Below are 21,032 nucleotides of genomic sequence, written 5' to 3'. Positions count from 1 at the left end.
ATGGGAAACAGAAACGCTGCAAACGGAAGCATGATCGCTGGCATGGGCGGTTTTGGTTGTATGCTTTACAACGCAACCGGAGCGGCCACTAAGTACGAACCAGAGGCAGAGAATCGCCACATTGTTGCGGTGCAGGCGCTGACTGATACAACAATCAGAACAGTGGGAGCTGCCTGGGACGCACCAGCAGCAGTTGACGGCCTGGTTCTGACAGCAGGCAACTGTTTGTACCTGAAAGCGGCCAGCGTGACGATTTTGAGCGGTACAGGCATTATGTACTATGGATATGGCCAGGTAGCAGAGGCAGGTGGGGAATAATGAGCCTGTCGCTGATGAACCGGATCAACCGGAACAATAAGACCGGCAAGGGAGACGGCAAGAACATGGACAGAAACGCCTCCGTGCAGGTCAAGGTACAACAGACAGCACAGAAGCTGCTGTATAAGATTTGTGGACGGAAAGGAGGGCTGTCATAGTGGCAACCACAGCAGGAGAAATCGGCCGCATAGGGCAAAAGCGCTATGGCGGCTTTTTTTACGAGGAATTTTTGAAAGAGCTCCAGGGTCGTAAAGGTGTGGAGACATACAGAGAAATGGCAGACAATGACGACGTGATCGGCGCCATACTGTTTGCCATTGAAATGCTGATCCGGCAGACAAGCTGGACCATACAGCCAGGAGGACCAGAGAGCGCAGACGAAGAGGCAGCAGAGTTTATTGAGAGCTGCATGGACGACATGCAGGACACCTGGACAGATACCATTTCGGAAATCTTGTCCTTTTTAACATACGGGTGGAGCTACCACGAAATCGTGTACAAGCGGCGTTGCGGTAAAAACCGGGACAGCCGCCTAAACAGCAAGTATGACGACGGGCTGATCGGATGGGCTAAGCTACCTATTAGAGCACAAGAAACCCTTTATCAGTGGGAGTATGACGACAACGACAACCTGACCGGCATGACACAGATGCCGCCGCCAAACTTCGGCCTGTACACGATACCGATAGAAAAAGCCCTGTTGTTTCGGACAAAGAGCCGGAAGAACAACCCGGAGGGGCGCAGCGTACTGAGGAACGCATACCGGTCCTGGTACTTCAAACGCCGCATACAGGAGATTGAGGGAATTGGTATAGAGAGAGATCTGGCAGGCTTCCCGGTATTGACAGCACCGGAGGGCATGAACATATGGGAAACAGATGATCCGGACATGGCAGCTATCCGTGCAGGCATGGAGGCTATTGTAAAGAATGTGCGCCGTGACAGTACAGAGGGGCTGGCGCTTCCGTTTGGCTGGACTTTCCAGTTACTGAGCACCGGAGGCCGCCGCCAGTTCGATACCAACGCGATCATTGAGAGATATGACACCCGCATGGCAATGACCGTGCTGGCAGATTTTATTTTCCTGGGACACCAGAGCGTCGGCAGCTTTGCGCTAAGCAGCGACAAGACAGAGTTGTTTTCCATGGCAATAGGAGCGTACCTTGATATTATTTGTGAGGTTTTTAATAACCAGGCTATTCCCCGTCTCATAAACCTGAATGGCGACCACTTCAACGGCGTTACAGATTACCCGCGAATGGAGCACGGAGACATTGAGGACGAGGACATTGAGAAGCTGGCCAACTACATAAAGGAAATGACCGGCGTCGGCATATTAACGCCAGACAGCCAGCTAGAGGACTATGTAAGAGAAGCAGCACACCTGCCTGAGCGCCTGGAAGATGATGCCCCGGCGGTACCAGCACAGGGAGGAGAAAAGCCAGTAAATGCGCGGCAGAGGCAGCAGGCAAAGCCACAACAGCAGCGTAGCAGCACGGTTGACCCAGGAGGAGAGGAAGATCCTGACGGAGTGACCGAGGAAGATATGCAGGCCGTTGAGGAGGCAAGGAAGAGACTGGGGAGGGACCCATAATGCAATTTAAGAAGATACGGATCCGCAAAGCGACTGGCAAGAAGAAAAGCCAGGGCGGACAAAATGCGCTGAACAAGCTGAACAGCTTCCTGAACGCGGCGTCCGCTGAACCGGCATATATATTGCATAGCACATGGACCAACCAGCAAAACGCGATTACCTACAAGGAAATCCGCGAGGCTATAATGAACGGCCACATGAGCGAAAGCACTTTCCAACAGTGGCAGCAGGATTATAGCAAGATGGTAAGCGACAAGCTGTCCCCTGTATGGGTTAAAGCTATGGAAACGGCAAGCCTGGGCGTGCAGGAACAGCATGACAGTTTTTTCTTTGATCACACATGGCCGGGGGTAACGAAGTGGGTTCAAGAGCACGGCGCGGAGTTTGTGACGAACATAAGCGCTGAGCAAAAGAACGCAGTGAGCGCCCTGATCGCCAGAGCATACAGCAAGGGAGAGAGTGCGGAGGAGTTATCCAGGGCAATACGCCCGTGCATAGGCCTGACACAGCGCCAGGCTATTGCAAACGCGAACTATTACGATCATGTGAAAGATTCCTTGTTAAAGAATAATCCAGGCATGAAAGAGGCCACAGCGGCCAAGAAAGCCCAGGAAGCAGCGGCCAAGTATGCAGCGCAACAGCACCGGTACCGTGCTAACATGATAGCGGAGACAGAAATGGCGTTTGCGTATCAGCACGGCGAGTATGAAGCAGTAAAGATGGCCCAGGCGCAGGGCCTTATGGGCGTTGTGGAAAAGGTATGGTCAACAGCTTATGACGACGGCGTTTGTGATATCTGCAACGGGCTAGAGGGGCAGACGATAGGCATAGACGGCAATTTTAATTTTAAGCTGAATAAATTACTTTTTGGAGGGCAAAGGCTGACACCACCGGCACATCCGCAGTGCAGGTGTGCGGTTGAGTATAGGGAGATTTCCCCGCCGGTAATACAGCCGGCACAGAGTCAGACACCGGGGCCAAGTATACCGGATCCGGCAACACCGTCCGTCCCTGGCAGCTTGCAAATGCCGCAGGGAATGAAAGACAAAGGTCTGGCGCACCTGGGAGGTACCGGAGAAATGCACTTGTGTGAGGACGGCAGCGGCACGGAATGGCTTTTCAAACCGGCGCAGTCCAAAAGCGGCACACCGGAAGAGTTCCGGGCCTATGTGCAGGAAGCTGGTTACAAGGTGCAGGGCATTGTGGATCCGGACACGGCCGTCAAGGTCGGCACCGGAAACATAGGCGGCCAGTTTGGCGCATACCAGCAGAAAATTGACGTGGACCCGAACGGGTTCGACTTTAAGGCGTGGCAGCAGTACGGCACCAAAGGCCTGACAGCTGACCAGGTACAGCAGATACAGCGGGAACATGTTACAGACTGGCTGCTGGGGAACTATGACAGCCACGGCGGCAATTTTGTGACAGATACCAGCGGACGGCTGATCGGCGTAGACAAAGAACAGTCTTTCCGGTACATTACCGACAAAGCCAGTGAAAAAATGACATACGCATATCATCCAAACAGCAAGTATGGTGAAACAGAGCCACTGTACAACACTGTTTTCCGGAAGTATGCCAACAATGAGCTGGACCTAAACCCGCAGGACACCCTGGCATATATAAAACGGGTCGAGGCAATACCTGACAAGGAATATAGAGAGATATTCCGGGACTATGCCGAAAGCCTGAAAGGTAAGGGGAAGGACGCAGAGCAGCTGCTGGATGCCATTGTGGAGCGAAAACAGAACCTCCGGGAAACATACCGGACATTTTACACGGACCTGTTGACCCAGCGAACCGGTAAAAAACAGGCAGCTTTTGTGTGGGCGGACGAAGCACAGAACACGGCCAAGACCATCCAGGCGGTCACGCATGACGCGGCAGCCCTGAAAAAAATGGGAAAGGCTGATCTGCTGCAGATGGCCAAGGCACAAAACATTGCGTACTGCAACAACATGAACAAACAGCAGCTCATTGACAGCTTGTCCGACCCAGTAAAGGCCAAACAGTGCAGCAAGGATGTACGGGACAGACTGGCGGCCAACCAGGCGGCCAGAAATGCCAAGACAACACCGAAAGCACCGACAGCAACCAATACAGGGCACTTACCTCCAGGAACTAAAACGGCCGAGGATGTATTTACAGATTTTGACAAGATACACCCAGGACCAAAGCAGGGGCAGGCGGTATGGAGCGACGCGGACAAGGTTGAGGGCATGAACCTGAGCGCCCGTCGTATGATCATAGACGGAGACGTACACTATGAGATTACCGGCAAGCTGAGGTCCAGCGCCTGGGATGATGTGCTGCAGAGGATGGACGGGGCAAACCCGACGGTCCCGTCGCAGCGTATCAATATGAGCTTTGAAACCACGGCTCCGACAGCAAGGGCATGGACAAGCAACACATTAGTTGAAACCCAGGCAAACATACACGGGGTTGTTACCTACCTGGATTCTTATGATCCAAAGTATGCATCTTTTGAGCTGTACAGTGGGAAGCAACAAGGCCTGCATTCCTGGGACGGTTATTTCAGAATCCGTGTCCGGAGCAGCGGGGATGGCGTAACAGATGCCAAGAAAGCCACAGAGCTGCTGAAAAAGGTAGGCCTGGACGAAGTAGCCAGGACGCCGACAGCAGCCGCAGAGGAAACTCTGAAAAAGGCAAGGCTTGTGTGGTCACAAGCACCTAACAGGGTGGACGAGCTGAAAGATCTGGCAGGCAGCAGGTTGGTAAACAAACTGGACGAGATAATCGCCCAGGAAAATATCAATGTGGTGCAGCTGGCCAGTATGAAACTTCAGAACGAATACAACGGCTATATAACCTATGTGGTTCCCGGACTTGCAAAGGATCTGGAAAAGGCTGGTGCAAAGTATGTTTACCATAGCGTTACCAGGGAGGGCGACGTTATAAAGATTTTGCAAAGCGGTGGAATTTCTTCGACCATGAGCAGAATCAAGCAGGGCATACAGAACCCGGCCGGTGCCAGTATGTGCTCCGACATGAGAACCGGAGGAGCTGACAGTGCATTTACCAGAGTGGCAACAGGACAGGCGCAGCGGATGAAAAAGAAATTTTCCGGTGCTAGTGTTTATGGAGATTACCAGATAAAAATGAGCACGGAAGTCCTGGAACGCACAGATTACTATGCTTTTGAATGGGACAGATTTGGCGAGGTTGCGGACATAAGCCAATACGGAAAAAGCCCCATGCAATTTGTTAAGGACATGGAAAGCGGCTTTCAGGGAAGTAACGAAATCATGTTCCGAAATGGAATAGACAGCCGGTATTTTACAGAAATTATGTGCAACAGTCGCCAGGAACGGCAGCACCTGTTGAGCGAACTCCGGGCACAGGGTATAATAGATATTAACGGTATTGATATCGAAAAATTTATAACCGTAGGGAGTGGATTGTAATGGACGATAGAAAAACGTACTGGTTTGAACAGCCGCACATGCCTGGCATGTTTAATGTGGCCGTGCAGCCTATTGTAGATCCGCGGGACGGGCGCCTGCATTTTGCGGTGCCTGCTTCCGGTATATGGGCCTTGACCGGAAAAGTGATCAAGGACACCGGGGACTATTTTGAATTTGAGTGTAATGACAGCGTTATGGGTGCCAGAGGCGGCACCTATAAATTTTCTGCACTGGACATTAAGACATTCCGAAAAGAAACCTGGAAGTGGATCGCACAAGGCAAGGACATTGCTGAGTGCTGCCAGAATACCGCTGATCTGCATTTCTGGTACCGGAAGAACTGGCCAAACAGCCGCGTGGCAGAAATTGGAGCCTGGGAGATGGAAGAGAACAGGCGAAAAGGACACCGCACGGACATTTAAAATCAAAAACGTACATTTTTGAGCGTAAAACGTGCAAAAAACACGGAAAACGTGCAGAAAATCAACAGTAATGTGCAGAAATGCCATTTAACACAGAGCGTCTGGAAGAACCCCAGGCGCTTTTTTCATACCTAAAAGGAGGAGAAAATGCAGACTTTCAGTGACATTATTAAGAGCCGAGCGCAGCCGATTGAGAAAAAGGGGCGCTTTAAGGTTCAAAAAGTAGACGAGGACAAGCGGCTTGTATTTGGGTGGGCCAATGTGTCTGTAGATGTGGGCGGCAATGAGGTTGTTGACCTGCAGGAGGACATGATCGACCCGGAAACCCTGGAAGCCGCAGCCTATAAATTTGCAGAGCTGTACCGAGACGGCGGGGAAATGCACGAAAGAACAGGAACCGCAGTCATGGTGGAAAGTGTTGTGCTGACTGAGGAAAAGCAGGCAGCAATGGGACTGGCCACCGGCACCTTGCCGGTTGGTTGGTGGATCGGCTTCCGCGTCACTGATGATGATGTGTGGGAGAAAGTAAAAAGTGGAGAATATAGCATGTTCTCCATTGGCGGCACCGCAATCCGGGAAGAAATTGAGGACGACGGAGCCGTAGCAGAGTGATAAGCAGGAACACCGGGAAACTGGTGTTTTTTGTTTATAAAATTTTAGAGAGGAGGACACGGTCAAGTGGCAAAGACAAAGCTGAAAGACCTGGAAGTAACAGAGGTTAGCCTGGTGGATGCTGGTGCAAACCAGCACGCGCACGTTGCACTGTATAAGAGAAACGGCGGGAAACCGGAAGAACAGCCAACAGGCCAGAATCCGGAACAGACACCAGCAAAAAGCGGCCTGCACAAGTTCTTTTCTGCCATTGGCAAGGCGTTGAAGCTGGACCAGGCGGACATTGACAGCGCAGTGGCCGACATTGAAAAAGCAGATACATTCAATGACAAGATGGAAGAACGCAAACTCCGCCGCATTACTGATGAAATTTGGGACGTGTGTTTTGCACTGGAAAACAGCTTGTGCAGCATTATCCGGGACGAAGAAGTAACGGACAAGGCCGCACTGATGAACCAGAGCATTGACGAGTTTGACGTGGCCATCAAGGGCCTGGTTACTTCCTGGGGCGCAGGTAAAACGGCACAGATTGTAAAAACAGCTGGCGCCGTGAGCGTGGAGCACATGCAGGAAACCGTTGACCGCCTGGGAGGGATGATTGAAAAGGCGACAGGCAAACAGCAGCCGCCGGAAACAGAGGATCCTAAACAGGAGGGCGGGGAGACACCGCCGGAAGATAACGGAAAAACCAAAACAAAGAAATCTATAGGAGGAGAAACCGACATGAAATTCAACGAGGCAAACATGACAGCAACAGACCGCATGGCGTTTGAAGAACTTAAAAAGCGCTATGGTGTTGAGGATGGAGCTGAGGGCGCCGGAGCAGGCGCAGGAGCAGCGCCGGAGGGCGTAGGCAAGGCAGCGGGCACCGGAGTAGCAGAAGCCCCAGGAGCGGCCGCTGAGGGAGCACAGGGAGCAACAGGACAGCAGGCAGCGGGCGAAGATATTTACAAGGGTCTGCACCCGTTAGTGGCAGCTGAACTGATCGCACTGAGAAAACAGGCAGACGCAGCACAGGAGGAAAAACTTTACAACGTTGCGAAGAAGTACGAGATCATCGGCAAGAAACCGGAAGAACTGGTCCCGACATTAAAGGCGCTGCAGGCAGCAGGCGGCACAGCATACGACGATATGATCGGCGTACTTGACGGAGCAGTGGCAGCGGTAGAAAAATCCGGGCTTTTCGGAGAAGTTGGCAAAAGAGGCGCAGGAGCTACAGGAGGCACTGACGCATGGAGCAAGATCGAGAAGAAAGCGGAAGAAATTCGCAAGAGCAACGCCGCCCTGAGCTATGCAGAATCCATTGACGCTGCATGTGTACAGAACCCTGACCTTGTACATGAGTATGAGGCAACAAGACGATAAGGAGGCAGAGAACATGAGCTATTACGGAACAACTATCAATGACAGTGCAGTAATTGTGGTAAAAGCAGGCGAAGAGATTCCGGCACCGGCTTTTTTAGCAGTTGGCGCTGATGGAAAAGTGGCAACTGCAGGCAAGAACGCAATCGGTATTGCGCTGCCTGGATGTGACGACAAGGCAACAGTGGGGGATGACCTGGACGTGCAGATCAAGGACATCGGCACATGGACAGTTGGCGAGGCCGTAGCATACGGCGACGAGCTGGCAGTCGGAGCAGGTGGCAAGGCAGTAAAGGCAACAGCAAAGTCCTTTATTGTCGGTATTGCGCTGGAAGCAGCAACCAAAGCAGATCAGCGTATTGCTGTACAGATCGTAAAAGCAGGCTACAAGCCGGCAGAATAATAAACAGGAGGAATAAAAGACTATGAGCAGAAATGTAATGAGCACTAACGCAGGGATTGCGGCAGAAATTGCAAAAGGATGGAAGCCAAACCAGTACCTGACCAACATGTCCCAGGCATATTTCGCACAGCCTGGCGACTGGGTGGCACCGTCCATTTTCCCGATTTGCCCGGTAGCTACTAGCTCCGGATTTTACTACACATTCGATAAGGGAGATCTTGCCAGGGACAACGTAGCCCGCAAACCGGCGTTCGGAAAAGTTAATCCGGCAATCATGGGAACCGGAGAAAACCAGTATGGCTGCAAGGTTGACCAGGTTATCGTTGGTATTGACCAGATCGCAGCTTTGAACTACCAGCGCAGCCACGCGCCGGGCGTACAGGATCCACGCCGCGCCAAGGTTCGTTTTGCTAACGAGCAGATGAGCCTGCACCTTGATATCCTTTTCGCAAAGGGATTTTTCCACAGCGGCGTTTGGGGAGACGAATGGCAGGGAACTGACAGCGCGCCGTCTGGCAAGAAATTCCTGAAATTTAACGACGCGAACTTTGATCCGGTGCACTTCTTTGATGAACGCCGCCGCGATATTAAGCGCAGAGGCCGCAGACAGCCGAACCGCCTCGCCCTGGGTTATGACGCATACCTGGCACTGAAAGAGCACCCGGACATTGTTGAGCGCGTGAAGTATACCGGATCCACAGCAAACCCGGCAATCGTAACACAGCAGGTTCTGGCACAGGTGCTGGGATTTGAGCAGGTAAAAGTGCTTGAATCCACCTACAACGTAGCAAAACCGGGAGAAGAGGCTGACATGCAGTTTATTTGCGACAGCAACGCAGCCCTGATGTGCTATGCAACCAATACGCCGCAGGTAGACGAGCCGTCCGCCGGCTATACCTTTACATGGGATATGCTGGGAAATGGTTCCTATACTGCTATGGATCAGTACGAGGGAGAGAACGGAACACACAGCGAGTTCATTGAGGGACTTATGAGCACCGACATGAGAAAGACGGCCGACGATCTGGCAACATTCTTTACTGATTGTGTGTAATGCCTGAAAGGAGGATGTTATGAGTTATGTGTGCGTAAAACCGATTACATTACTCGGAAACGCTTACATGCCGGGCGACCTGATCCAGGACGGGCACATCCTCCCTACCAGAGAGCGTGCATTGTTACGCACTGGCTGCATTGCTGAGGTAACGGGGGCCGCAGAGCTTCCCGTTGCTGAGCTTGTGCAGGTGGAAACAGGGGAGGAAGTTACTTTTTCCGTTCCGGTAATACAGGAGGTTGATGGAGATACAGCCCAGGTTATGAGTGTGCCACTGACTGAGGGAGATATGCAGCAGGTTTTTTGCATTATGCAGATGAACGCAGACGAGGCTGCAAAAGCCATTAAAGATGTGAAAAGTGAGAATATTTTAGTTGTACTTCATGCAACAGATTCTCGCGTCACAGTAAAGAGAGCTGCAAAAAGCCAGGCAGAGGAGCTTTTGCTGGATGATAAGGCAATCTTGACGAATGACCAGGCAAAAACAGAGAACTTGCCAGCAGAAAGCCAGGAAGTATCAGAAACGCCGGAGCCAGCAGAACACCAGGAAGCGGCCGAAACACCGGCAGAAGGGTAAGGTAATGCCGCATGAAAAAAACGTATACCTACAATCCGGAGAAGATAGGAGAGCAGGGCGTTGATCGTATGCGCTTCGAACTGGGCGACACCATGGTCGAGGGAGCAGAGGAAACCAGCGCGCTGAGCAATGAAGAATACACGGCCATCATTGCGGCAAAGAAAACGTGGAAGCGTGCCAAACTGGCAGCACTGGAAAGCATTATGCGACGGTTTGGCATGGAAGTAAACACGACAGTGGGGCCGTTAAAGTTGGAAATGCAGGCACGCGCAGAGTTTTGGCGGAAGCAGTACGAGCAGCTGAAAAAAGAGTGTGGAGCCGACACGGTACCAACGGCCGGAAAAGCTTCTCCGGAATCGGGCGCAGACGGAGGCCATTATTTTTATGGTGGTATGCACGACAATGTGTACGCAAAAGACGGAGGGGGCGAGCGCGATCTTTTATTTAAGACCAGGTAATTTGTACAAAGATTTTTTTGTAGCAAAATGCACCAGCGGCGTAGATGGGAAAGGCCGCCCTGTAAAAAAATATGACAGCGATCACAGCGTCGTGATACATGCCGTTCTGGCCCAGGCAACACCGCAGGAAAAAGCCAGATGGGAACAGATACAGCACCCGATCACACACACGATTGTGGACCGGGGACACCCGAAAGCGGTGGAAACGGACCAGCTGACATGCGGAAACCGCAAGTTTTATGTGCAGGGCGTTGACGAACCGGGGCAGCTGGGACTGTATACCATCTATTACGTGGAAGAGAGGGCAGACGTATGAGCGTGCCTGATATAAGCGTTGAAGTAGCAAAGAAAGTGACCGCTATCGGCCAGGAAATGAAATCCAGAGCCACAAGAGGCAGCAGGGCGCTGAAAAATGCGGAGCTGCAAGTGCTGAGAGGGCAACGAGGCGGCAGGAGCTACAAGAAATCATTTAAAAAGAGCAGTTACACGGCGTCTGCACCGGGCGAACCGCCAGCAGTGCGCAGTGGAAAATTGCGGAGCAGCTTCAGACCGGTGGCAGGATCCTCCGGCGGGGCTTTATCCGTAAAAGTGGCCATTGAGACAGACACTCATTATGCAGGGTACCTGGAACATGGCACAAGCAAAATGGCGGCAAGGCCATACGTGGAAAAGATTAAGCAGAAAGCGGAACCCGAAATCAAAAGCATTTTCGGAGCACCGTACAACGTGTAAGGAGGTGCCAGCATGGCATTGATAAAAGACAGAGCGGCACCTGTTTTTGACAGTGAGCAGGTGTACAAAGGCGACCTGATAAGGGCAAAGCATAAAACATGGGACGAGTACAGAAACGGGCTTGTTGTTGGGATAACCAGCAATGAGCTCGTTGTGCTTTACCACACTGGCATAGGGAATGTTTCAAACCACTTTGTAATGCTGGCAAGTGAAGTGGCTGACGGGGAATGGCAGGGAACCTGGACGGAGGACATGCAGGCCGTACAGGACATTGTACCCGCAGCAAATGAAAGCGACGGCGTGACAGCATGACTCTGGAAGAACTGATCTATACCAGGCTTGTTCAGGAGAAAGAACTGGCAGAGAGCCTGGCAAAGTATGAGGGCGTTCCGGCGGTGTTTTTACAGAAAGCACCGGACGACAAAGCCCAGGGGTGGGGAGTGAGCCAGTACCCCCGCGCTGATTATCTGGTAGACATGACAGCAGACCCGGAACGGCACAGCAGCGGCATGGTAAGTGTGAACGTATACAGCGACGACACAGGCAAGCCACCGGAGGAGCTGGCGCCGCTGGTGCGCATAGCGCTTTGCGACGTGGTAATGCAGGCGGATGATGGAGCCTATTGTATTACCTGGGCCAGAACGGAGCTGTTTGAAATGAATGACAGCCAGAACCCTAACACCCTAGTAAACGGGTGTTCGCTTACATTTTTGCTGATTGCATTCCCACAGCAGATCACACAGGCACCGGATCCGGCACTTGCAATGCAGGAATTTTTGAAACGCTGGGAAACAGACGCCCTTGTGATCAACAAAGACCATATTGAAAGTTTTTATGAGCCGAGTGACTTCCACCCGGCTATTTATGTGCGCATTTCCGGGACGAAAAAGAAACGCCAGACATGCGCACTCACATGGATGGAGTGCAGCATGGCCATACATGTGATCGCACCAACGCCGGAGGCAAGGAACAGCTGGACACGGTATCTATACGACACCCTGGCCAGACTGGGAGAAATTATCCTCCTGGACGGTGCACCGCTGCTTTTTGATGAATTGGCGGTTGATAATGCCGCCGACTACCTGACCAGGGGGCAGATAACCATCAAAGGGCAGTATGCAACTGAGAATTTCAGTGAGTATTCCCACCCGCTGAAAGAAACCTATTTCAACAAATAAGGAGGACGAAGAAATGGTAACAACCAAGAAGCCCACAGAAGCCACAGAAACGGCTGAACAGGTGCAGGCGGACAATTCCAGGGCTGAGGCCGTAAAAGCCGAAAATGAGGCGGCTGAGAAGCCCACAGCACCGGTCTACACTGCCGAGGAATACGCCAGAGCAGCTGCAAAAGTGTTTGAGGGCAAATACAGCCCGGACATTGTGCGCGCTGCCTTTGCAGTAGCCGGAAAGAAAGAAGCGACCAAAGCGGAAGCTGAGGAGCTTGTAAAGAAATTTGCCAACAAGGAGGTTAAAAACTAATGAGCGGATTTTTTGTTGTAGGAGAGAAGAAAGAACGCCCTGGCGTATACAAGCGCTATGAGAACGCGGGCGGAGTAGAAGCAGCCGGAGCCAGATCTGGCGTCGGTTGCGCACTTGTAACAGGTAACTGGGGAGTATTAAACACACCGGTCACGATTGACCAGAGCACTGATGTTTCCAACGTTATCGGTGCGGGTTCCGGATATGATGCTATCACAGCATTTATGGCCGGAGGCATGGAGGAGTGCGTTGTGGTACGTGTTGGAACTGGCGGAACGCCGGCAACAATTACTCTGAAAGATACCACAGCCAGCGCTGCTGTTGACGCTGTTGCGCTTACAGCACTTTATCCTGGAAACAGAGCATTTACCATTACCGTAAAGGCTTCCCTGGATGATGAAACAGCAAAAGAGGCAACCATCTACGAGGGAACAAAAGCCCTTGAAAAAGTAACCTTTGCAGCCGGAAAAACAGAGGTTGACGGAATTGTGGCCGCATTTGCAAACAGCAAGTACGTGAAAGCCACGAAGAAAGCTCCAGGAAACGGCACTCTGGCAGATGTTACACAGAAAGCCTTTACCGCCGGTACAAACCCGACAGTAAACACTGCAGCATACGGAGAAGCTGCAAACGCAAGTGAGGCAGAAGTGAGAGACATGATCATCGTTGATACCAACGACGCAGCAGTCCACACACTGATTGCAACTCACGTTGCCAGAGTGTTCCAGGAGGGAGCATATACCATGGCGACCGTGGCAGAGCCTAGCTCCGTGGAGATTGAAACCCGTATGCAGCACGCAGCGGCATTCAATGACGAAAAAATCCACTATGTACTGAATCCGTACATTGGCACAGACGGCGTTGAGTATGAGGGTTATATGCTGGCGGCAAGAATCGGTGGCCTGATTTGTGCAGGAGCTTCCAATGCTTCCCTGACTCATACCGTGATCAGCGGAGCAGCGAAGCTGAAAGAAACCCTGAACAGTGGAACCATTAAGAAAGCCCTGAAATCCGGCTGTATTGTACTTTCCACCAGTAAGAGCAAGCAGGTATGGATTGAAAAGGCGATCAACACTCTTGTAACCCTGAGCAAAGACCAGGATGCTGGTTGGAAGAAAATCCGCCGCGTGAAAGAGCGTTTTGAGCTTATGGACCGTGTTGAACAGACTACTGAGGTCCTGATCGGCCAGGTGGACAACGACCCCGACGGCCGCGCAGCTGTTATCGCAGCCGCACAGCGAGTTGTTGACGCCATGGTAGGAGAAAAGAAGCTGTTATCCGGTACCGTAATTGAGGACGAGGGAAATCCAGCACAGGGAGACTCTGCATGGTTCATTATTGCTGTTGACGACCTTGACAGCATTGAAACTATTTACCTGACATTCCGCTTCCGTTTTGCAGCTGAGGAAGATTCTGAGTAAAGAAAGGAGATAAAGGACAATGGGTATTATCAACACACAGGCGGTCGCAAACGCCAAAAAGGTGCTGACCGGTAAGAACGGAGCACTGTACAACGCAAAGGGCAAGCTGCTGGCTACTATGGAGACCTACCAGGCGCAGGTCAATGTTACAAATACCAAGTTCCAGCCGCTGGGAGACCCGCAGGAGCATGAGATCTTTACCAGCTATGGACAGACACTTACCTTTACCGAAATCGTGGTAGAGGACGGGGAGTTTATTACAGATCTGCTGGCAGGCATGAAGTCCGGAGAAATGCCGTCCTGGAACTTCCAGGGCGTTATTAAGGGCCGCAACGGTTCCGAGGAAAGACTGGTATACAACGATTGTGTACCGTCTGGAAACATTGACCTGCAGAACGTAACAGTGGGCGACCTGATTAAGAGACAGTGGAGTCTGTTCGTAAACGGCGCAGTAAACCAGCAGGGCAAGCTGAGAGCCTAAAGCAATATAACAACATAACTACACAGACAGAGCCGCGGGGAATAGCCTCGCGGCATTTTTAAAATAAACCAGGAGGATTTGAGAACATGGCAACTAAGAATGTGAATTTAGAAAATGAGGCAGCTGTTGAAATGACTGAGGACGAGAAGAAAGCAACAGTGAGAAAGTACGAAAATGACATCCTGGGCGGACTTATGGCAGCCGCCGCATACAAGACAGACGCAGAGGAAGCAGTACCGATTGAAATTAAGAGAAACGGCGCTGTTGTGCTGTCTTTCCGTATCCGCCCTATGGGTGAAGATGAATATTTGAAGTGCAAGAAAGATAACACAAACTACAAGCGCAACAAGCAGCTGGGTACAAGAGTGGCAGAGAGTGTTGACGCTGCCAGATACCGCGCACAGCTGATCTATGAGGCAACCGTTGAGGAAGATCGTGACAAGATTTGGGATAACCGTGACGCATGGAAGAACCTGAACGTGCTGAACGGCACTGACCTGGTTGAGGTGGTTCTGAAATCCGGCGAGAAAGACGAGATCCTGGCCAAACTTGACGAGATTTCCGGATATCAGCCGACTATGGAGGATGTAGCAAAAAACTAATCGAAGCCGGCGGCAAAACAACGCTTATGCACATTATTTTCCAACGGCATCATATCCCATTTGACGAGTTTTTGAGCAAACCAGACTGGGCGCAGGTGCTCATGCTGGAAAGTATGAAAATACAGCTGATAGCTGAGCAGAAAGCAAGAGACGGCACTGAGGAGGGCGGTGAGTAAAAGTGGCCGAAACATTGACTATTGAAATTCCGATAGAAGCGGTTGACCGCACCGGTGCTGGTGTGCAGTCGGCCACAAGAAACCTGACGGCGTTTGAACGTGCGTGGGACCGCACACAGCGTCGCCTTGATCGGTTGGAAAGAGCGCACAATATTGATATCGAGTTAGACGACAACGCAAGCCAGGGACTGAGCCGGGTATCTGACCAGGCGGAATCCCTGGACGGCGTAAGCCCAAGCGTTGACGTAGGAGTGAATAATGCAGCCACAGAGACATTGAGCGACGTGACAGACCAGGCAGCGGCCCTGGACGGCACCGCCTCAGACGTTGAAGTGGGAGCAGACAACAACGCAACCGGAATTATTGACGACGTGGGCGACTCACTGACCGCCCTGAATGGCAATGAGGCGGTTGTGGGGTTAAGCGCGGATGATAGCGCCACCATGGAGATAAGGGACGCGGGCGACGCGCTGGCGTCCCTGGATGGGGATGTGGCAACCGTAGAGCTAACAGCAGACGACAACGCCACCCAGGCAATACGAGCAGCGGAGGACGCCGCGGAAATGTTGGACGGTACGAGCGCCACAGCAGAGCTGGGGGCGGATGATAACGCCACCCCGATCGTAAGAGCCGCGGAGGATGCTGTTGAGAATTTTTCCGGAAGTTCCGGATCCGCGCAGCTGGGAGCAGACGACAACGCAAGCCCGGTTATTGATAACGTGCGGGATAAAGCAGCAGCCTGGGACGGCAGCGTCTGGACGGCAACAGTGAGCGTTGTGGATGCAGCAACAGCACCTCTGACGGCAATAATGAACGCTGCAAAGAACCCACTGACACAGGCGGGTGCTGCACTGGGTATCAGTGTAGGCCTGGGCGATACGGTAAACACTTACAAAAACTTTGAAAGCATGATGAGCCAGGTCGGAGCCATTTCCGGAGCAACAGGGCAGGCGTTTGAGGACCTGACAGCAAAAGCCCAGGAAATGGGAGCAACGACCAAGTTCACAGCGACAGAGGCAGCCGAGGCGTTTAATTACATGGCAATGGCCGGGTGGGAACCAGAACAAATGACCGCTGGTATATCCGGTATTATGAACCTAGCAGCAGCTTCCGGAGAAGATTTGGCAAGTACCTCGGATATTGTTACGGATGCGTTGACAGCTTTTGGATTGAAAGCGAGGGATTCGGGACATTTTGCAGATGTATTAGCAAAAGCAAGTGCAAGCGCAAATACAAACGTTGGTATGTTGGGAGAATCGTTCAAATACGTTGCACCCGTGGCCGGAGCCATGAAGTACAGCGTTGAAGATACGTCCCTGGCACTGGGTCTGATGGCGAACAGTTCCATCAAGGGAAGCATGGCCGGTACAGCCCTAAAGACTTCCCTGGCAAATATGGCAGCACCTACTGACAGCATGGCAGCGGCTATGAAAGAGTATGGTATAAGCCTAACAGATAGCTCTGGAAACATGAAAACTCTGAAAGGTGTTATGGATAACTTGCGCGGCAGCCTGGGCGGACTTTCTGAGACTGAACAGACGGCAGCAGCTTCTACTATTTTCGGAAAAGAGGCCATGGCCGGCATGCTGGCGATCATCAACGCCAGTGAAGAGGATTACAACAAGCTGAGCGAAGCTATTTACAATTCCAAAGATGCAGCACAGGATATGGCAGACACTATGCTGGATAACCTAGATGGTTCCATGACACTTATGCAGTCCGCTGTTGAGGGCGTACAGAACAGTTTCGGAAAGAGATTGACGCCGTACATCCGTGGAGTTGTGGACGCGATTACAGACGCAACACCGGCAGCAACAGCAGCACTTACAAACTTGATGGACTTTGTTGACGGCAAGGCCGAGGGAATCAAGAGAACCGTGAGCGGTATGACCAACTCCCAGGAATGGCAGAACGCAGACCTGTTTGGAAAGGTTGATATTGCATGGGACACACTGATCGCAGAACCATTTACAAAATGGGCCGGCAGTAAGGGCAAGCACCTGTTGTCAAAGGGGCTGAGCAGCCTGTTTGGAGAAGCTGCAAAGATTATGCCGGGCGGCGAACAGGCCGGGCTGACTTCATGGCTGAGTGCTGGACTGATTGCCAAAGGAGCAACTAGCCTGATCGGCAACGCAGGCAACGTGGTAAAAGCACTGTCGCCTATTGGCAGCGCCATTAAAAACATAGGGCTGGCAGCACAGACAGCTCCGTCCGTTGGTGCCTTTGTGAGTGACCTGGGCGGAACGATTCCAACAGCTGCAAAATTTGGTATTGCAGCGGCAGCGATTACAGCGGCCGTGGTTGCTATCGGCGTGGCTATAGATAACTACAACGAGAAGCAGATCAGCAACAGCCTAGCGGACCATTTCGGGAGCATTGAACTGAGCGCGAAACAGGCAGAGGAAGCAGCTTCCGGAATCTTAAATGCAAAGTACCTGGTAAATGTTGAGATGGCGATCAATGAATTTAAGAACGCCGACGAACTGAGAAAGAAAGCAGAGGAAGCACTGCAAGCAAACCAGGCACTGACATGGAAAAGCAGCGTCGGCATTGAGCTGACCGCTGACGAGCAGCAGTCCTATAAGGACAATGTAACAACCTTTGTGGAAAGCAAAATTTCCGAGCTTGAAAGCCGGACATTTGCGGCCCATATAAGCGTGCAGACATTCCTGGGAGGTACTGAGGAGGGCGAAAGCCTGGCAAGCAGTATTGAGGAATGGGCGCGAGCAGACCACCTGGAACTGACCAATCTATCCAATGACCTGAAAACGGCCGTGGAGGAAGCGCTGCAGGACGGCATTATTGATGTTGACGAAGCGCAGGCAGTGTCAGCTTTACAGGATAAAATGAACAGCATAACCAGCAAATGGAAGCAGGCGGAAGCCCAGGCGCAGCTTGACTGGATCAACCAGGAATACGGCAGCCTGAGTGGCAAAGACCTGACCGCAGACTCCTTTACTTCAGTAGTGGAGGCTCTGGCAGGACAGAGAGAAACCGCAGCAGAGGAAACCCAGGCGCTGGCAACAGAATTTTACTCATACTTAAATGCCGCGGAGGCTTCTGGACGAATTACAAAGCGGCAGAATGATCATTACAAAGACCTGGCCAGCCAGGCAATTAGAAACCAAAAGGCAAACGACCTCATGACCAGCCTGGACTTTGAAAACAACACCCTGGGCGGTACTTATGGCGACCTGATTGCAACAAACCAGGGAAAGACACAGAAAAGCATGGGAAATGAGGTTGATTATTTAAAGAACTACCTGAAAAGCAATGATGTTCAGAGTCTTTACGACCATCTGAACACGTTCGGCGTAGATTATGCGCAGCAGGGTGGCGGTTGGAAATGGCTGCAGAGCGGCGACCAGAACGCACTTGAAAAAGTGTGGGAGGCCATGAAACCGGATGCAGACTCCATGCGTGGCCTGGTGGATGAATATGTAAAGGTTGGCCAGGATGTGCCAAAGCAGATCATGGACAAGTTTAACGAGACTATGGCCATCGGTGCTGCTTCCGGCGATACAAGCGCAGCCTGGGACGTATACGCCAAGAGCATTGCGGATTCCGGAGACAAAGCCCTGATTGACGCAGTAAGCCAGATGGACACAAAGGGACAGCTGGGAGAGGAGTTTTCCGCAGCCTGGAAGCGTGCCACGGCTTCTGTTACTGACGAACCGGTGGAGCTGGGAGACCTGAAAGCGGAGGTTGATGGCGTAGACATTGACAAAGACGCATGGGTGTCTAGCTTAAACGAAAAGCTGGGCGATCTGGCCGAAACCGAGGACGTGACCGCAGAGGGCGCGACCATCAAGGTAAAAGCCGGGGATTGCTTATGGGAGATCGGCAACGCCCTGGGAATTGACTGGCAGACAATAGCGGAGGAAAACGGTATTGAAAGCCCATACATTATCCACGCAGGGGATGAGCTGAAAATTTCCATGGATAACTTGACCGCAGAGGTTGACGGAGACGCAGCAACAGCGGCCATTGACCAGGCTATGTCCGCATTGACCGCAGAGGGTGCAGAGTTTTCTGTTACTGCTGACGGTGTAAAGGTGGACCTGGCAAACGTTGAGGTTGATTCTGAGACAGCCATGGCACAGATAGAGGCGGCCCTGGGAATGGAAACAGGAACCCTGAGCGGTGCCGGCATACAAGTACAGTCCGGGGCAACGGTAACTATACCGTCCGATCTGGTACAGGTAGACACAAGTGGTATTGAGGCAGCAGTGGAGCAGAGCACAGCAAGCGGAAGTGAGGACACGACTGTTGAGAAGCAGGTAAACGTGACCACGACAGCCGGATCCACGGACACAACACCAGTGGAAGAAGCAGCGCAGGCAGCTCTGAGCAGTGAAACAAACACCACAGACACCACAATGACCACCAATTTAACCGTAGAAGCAGGCAGCACGGATGCAACACCGGCAGCCACATCTGCACAGGCGGAACTTGATAATACATTTTCCAACACTATGCAGACCAATGGCAGCACGGATGTGACAATCGAGAAAGCCAGCGACAATATAGCAGCAGTTTACAGCCAAGTAGGTAGTGAGCTGCAAGCAGCTTTTAACTCCCCTTATTCTGCAAGGGCTTCTGTAAATGTAACAGTTTCCTACCATATTACGAACCCAAGTGCTTCACTGAGCACGCACAGCAGTGGATCAACGGTTTCTGTATCCATTGCCGGACATGCAAACGGTGGAGAGGTGGGCCTGCATGGCGCAGAATTATCCTGGTTAGGAGAAGAGGGCAAAGAGTATGTTATCCCGACGGTACCTGGCAGGCGTGGCCGCGGCATTGCGTTGTGGCAGCAGGCAGGCGAGGACCTGGGCGTGCTGGACAGCAATGGAGAAATTGCAGCCCACGCAAACGGCGGAATCGTAGGGCCTGGCGGCGAAGAACTGGCCAGCAATACCATTTTGCCATTGCAGGCACAGCCACAGGACGAAAGCAAGAGCGTGTGGAGTGTAACCGGCCAGGAAATGTCGGGGGATAGTAGCGAAGAGGAATCCGAGGGCAAGAAAGCCGTTTCTGTCAATGCAGCAGTGCAGGGACAGCAGGGCAACAACACCTTTGAGATTAACGTGGACATGAGTCCGGTTATTAAGATCGAGGGCGGAAACATGGACGAGGAAAAGGTCTTTGAGGTTATGAAGAACCGGATCCGCGAAATGGCAGACGACCTGGGAGACGAGATCGCAGAGCGCATGAGCAAAATTTTTGCAAACATGCCGCTTATACAGGAGGCATAGGGACATGGATATTTACCTGACACCATCCGGCGGCAGCAGAATACAGTTCCCTATGCTGCCGGAAGCTATAACAATGGGCGCTGACGCAAAATTTATGACGTACAGCATTATTTCACTGGGGGACGTAAAACTCCCCCGTGGACAAGGAACAAAAGAAATTTCATGGTCCGGGATGTTTCCAGGGGCAGTGCGGAAGAAAAACAGACTGGTAAGAAAGTATACCAAACCCGACACACTGATCAAAAGCCTGGAAAAGTATCGGGACAATGGCACAAAATGTACTTTGCTATGCACTGGCACCTGCATAAACTATTCTGTTTATGTTTCCAGTTTTAAAGGCAAGTACAAAGGTGGATCCGGAGATTATTTCTATGACATAAAATTTATTATTGCCAGAGATATAAAGATTTACACCACCAATGAGCTGAAAATAAAAACGCCAACCAGACCGTCGCCTAAAAAGAAACAGCCCAAAACAGGCAAAAAGACGACCACCTACACGGTAAAATCCGGGGATTGTTTATGGAGGATTGCACAGCGTCTGCTGGGTAAAGGCTCCAGATACACGGAAATTTACAACCTGAACAGGGACAAGATAAAGAATCCGAACCTGATATACCCAGGCCAAAAGCTGACCATACCGGCCAAGTAAGGGAGG

The 21,032-nt window shown here is 51.8% G+C and carries 21 protein-coding genes; all 21 read left to right on the top strand.

Annotation, left to right across the window (positions count from 1 at the left end; all coding sequences use genetic code 11):
- The 21 genes from DMI82_RS15075 to DMI82_RS14980 all read left to right on the top strand — a co-directional run bounded on the left by DMI82_RS15075 (position 1) and on the right by DMI82_RS14980 (position 21,026).
- Complete coding sequence (locus tag DMI82_RS15075; RefSeq protein WP_146207165.1) at positions 1-318, top strand: hypothetical protein; 318 nt, start codon at positions 1-3, stop codon at positions 316-318.
- Positions 318-476, top strand: coding sequence for a hypothetical protein (locus tag DMI82_RS19870; protein ID WP_015525439.1), 159 nt, complete (start codon positions 318-320; stop codon positions 474-476). Before DMI82_RS15075 ends, DMI82_RS19870 begins: the two co-directional genes overlap by 1 nt.
- Positions 476-1,912 carry a phage portal protein family protein gene (locus DMI82_RS15070; protein WP_199579975.1) on the top strand — a complete coding sequence of 479 codons (1,437 nt, stop codon included), beginning with the start codon at positions 476-478 and terminating at the stop codon, positions 1,910-1,912. Before DMI82_RS19870 ends, DMI82_RS15070 begins: the two co-directional genes overlap by 1 nt.
- Positions 1,912-5,337, top strand: a complete 3,426-nt coding sequence (locus tag DMI82_RS15065; RefSeq protein ID WP_110103771.1) for a phage minor head protein — start codon at positions 1,912-1,914, stop codon at positions 5,335-5,337. The genes DMI82_RS15070 and DMI82_RS15065 overlap by 1 nt, the downstream gene beginning before the upstream one ends.
- Complete coding sequence (locus tag DMI82_RS15060) at positions 5,337-5,759, top strand: hypothetical protein (protein ID WP_110103770.1); 423 nt, start codon at positions 5,337-5,339, stop codon at positions 5,757-5,759. The genes DMI82_RS15065 and DMI82_RS15060 overlap by 1 nt, the downstream gene beginning before the upstream one ends.
- A gap of 147 nt (positions 5,760-5,906) precedes the next feature.
- On the top strand, positions 5,907-6,371 hold the full coding sequence (locus DMI82_RS15055) for an XkdF-like putative serine protease domain-containing protein (protein WP_110103769.1): 465 nt from the start codon (positions 5,907-5,909) through the stop codon (positions 6,369-6,371).
- A 66-nt stretch (positions 6,372-6,437) separates the two neighbouring features.
- On the top strand, positions 6,438-7,736 hold the full coding sequence (locus DMI82_RS15050; protein WP_110103768.1) for a hypothetical protein: 1,299 nt from the start codon (positions 6,438-6,440) through the stop codon (positions 7,734-7,736).
- Positions 7,737-7,749: 13 nt separating this feature from the next.
- Positions 7,750-8,136 carry a capsid cement protein gene (locus tag DMI82_RS15045; RefSeq protein WP_110103767.1) on the top strand — a complete coding sequence of 129 codons (387 nt, stop codon included), beginning with the start codon at positions 7,750-7,752 and terminating at the stop codon, positions 8,134-8,136.
- Between the two features lie 22 nt (positions 8,137-8,158).
- Positions 8,159-9,190, top strand: coding sequence for a hypothetical protein (locus DMI82_RS15040; RefSeq protein ID WP_110103766.1), 1,032 nt, complete (start codon positions 8,159-8,161; stop codon positions 9,188-9,190).
- 19 nt (positions 9,191-9,209) lie between these two features.
- Entirely contained in the window at positions 9,210-9,767 is a 558-nt protein-coding gene (locus DMI82_RS15035; protein ID WP_110103765.1) for a hypothetical protein, read from the top strand.
- Positions 9,768-9,778: 11 nt separating this feature from the next.
- Positions 9,779-10,225 carry a hypothetical protein gene (locus DMI82_RS15030; RefSeq protein ID WP_110103764.1) on the top strand — a complete coding sequence of 149 codons (447 nt, stop codon included), beginning with the start codon at positions 9,779-9,781 and terminating at the stop codon, positions 10,223-10,225.
- 1 nt (position 10,226) lies between these two features.
- Entirely contained in the window at positions 10,227-10,541 is a 315-nt protein-coding gene (locus tag DMI82_RS15025; protein WP_242981850.1) for a hypothetical protein, read from the top strand.
- Positions 10,538-10,957 carry an HK97-gp10 family putative phage morphogenesis protein gene (locus DMI82_RS15020; RefSeq protein WP_110103762.1) on the top strand — a complete coding sequence of 140 codons (420 nt, stop codon included), beginning with the start codon at positions 10,538-10,540 and terminating at the stop codon, positions 10,955-10,957. Before DMI82_RS15025 ends, DMI82_RS15020 begins: the two co-directional genes overlap by 4 nt.
- Positions 10,958-10,969: 12 nt before the next feature.
- The gene (locus DMI82_RS15015; RefSeq protein WP_110103761.1) at positions 10,970-11,269 is read left to right on the top strand and encodes a DUF5026 domain-containing protein; all 300 of its coding nucleotides are present in this window, start codon (positions 10,970-10,972) and stop codon (positions 11,267-11,269) included.
- Positions 11,266-12,135: a hypothetical protein gene (locus DMI82_RS15010; RefSeq protein WP_110103760.1), complete on the top strand. Its 870-nt coding sequence runs from the start codon at positions 11,266-11,268 to the stop codon at positions 12,133-12,135. Before DMI82_RS15015 ends, DMI82_RS15010 begins: the two co-directional genes overlap by 4 nt.
- Positions 12,136-12,148: 13 nt before the next feature.
- Positions 12,149-12,436: a hypothetical protein gene (locus tag DMI82_RS15005; protein ID WP_110103759.1), complete on the top strand. Its 288-nt coding sequence runs from the start codon at positions 12,149-12,151 to the stop codon at positions 12,434-12,436.
- The gene (locus tag DMI82_RS15000) at positions 12,436-13,857 is read left to right on the top strand and encodes a phage tail sheath subtilisin-like domain-containing protein (RefSeq protein ID WP_110103758.1); all 1,422 of its coding nucleotides are present in this window, start codon (positions 12,436-12,438) and stop codon (positions 13,855-13,857) included. The genes DMI82_RS15005 and DMI82_RS15000 overlap by 1 nt, the downstream gene beginning before the upstream one ends.
- Positions 13,858-13,876: 19 nt before the next feature.
- Positions 13,877-14,338, top strand: coding sequence for a phage tail tube protein (locus DMI82_RS14995; protein WP_110103757.1), 462 nt, complete (start codon positions 13,877-13,879; stop codon positions 14,336-14,338).
- A gap of 86 nt (positions 14,339-14,424) precedes the next feature.
- Entirely contained in the window at positions 14,425-14,940 is a 516-nt protein-coding gene (locus DMI82_RS14990) for a phage tail assembly chaperone (protein WP_199579974.1), read from the top strand.
- A gap of 178 nt (positions 14,941-15,118) precedes the next feature.
- Complete coding sequence (locus DMI82_RS14985) at positions 15,119-20,374, top strand: phage tail tape measure protein (RefSeq protein ID WP_242981849.1); 5,256 nt, start codon at positions 15,119-15,121, stop codon at positions 20,372-20,374.
- 4 nt (positions 20,375-20,378) lie between these two features.
- Positions 20,379-21,026: a LysM peptidoglycan-binding domain-containing protein gene (locus tag DMI82_RS14980; RefSeq protein WP_110103756.1), complete on the top strand. Its 648-nt coding sequence runs from the start codon at positions 20,379-20,381 to the stop codon at positions 21,024-21,026.
- Positions 21,027-21,032 lie beyond the last annotated feature (6 nt).

This window comes from Blautia sp. BCRC 81119, assembly GCF_003184505.1.
GTDB lineage: Bacteria > Bacillota > Clostridia > Lachnospirales > Lachnospiraceae > Blautia_A > Blautia_A fusiformis.
Note: the sequence above shows the minus strand (reverse complement) of the source record. Positions and strands in the feature narration are given on the sequence as shown.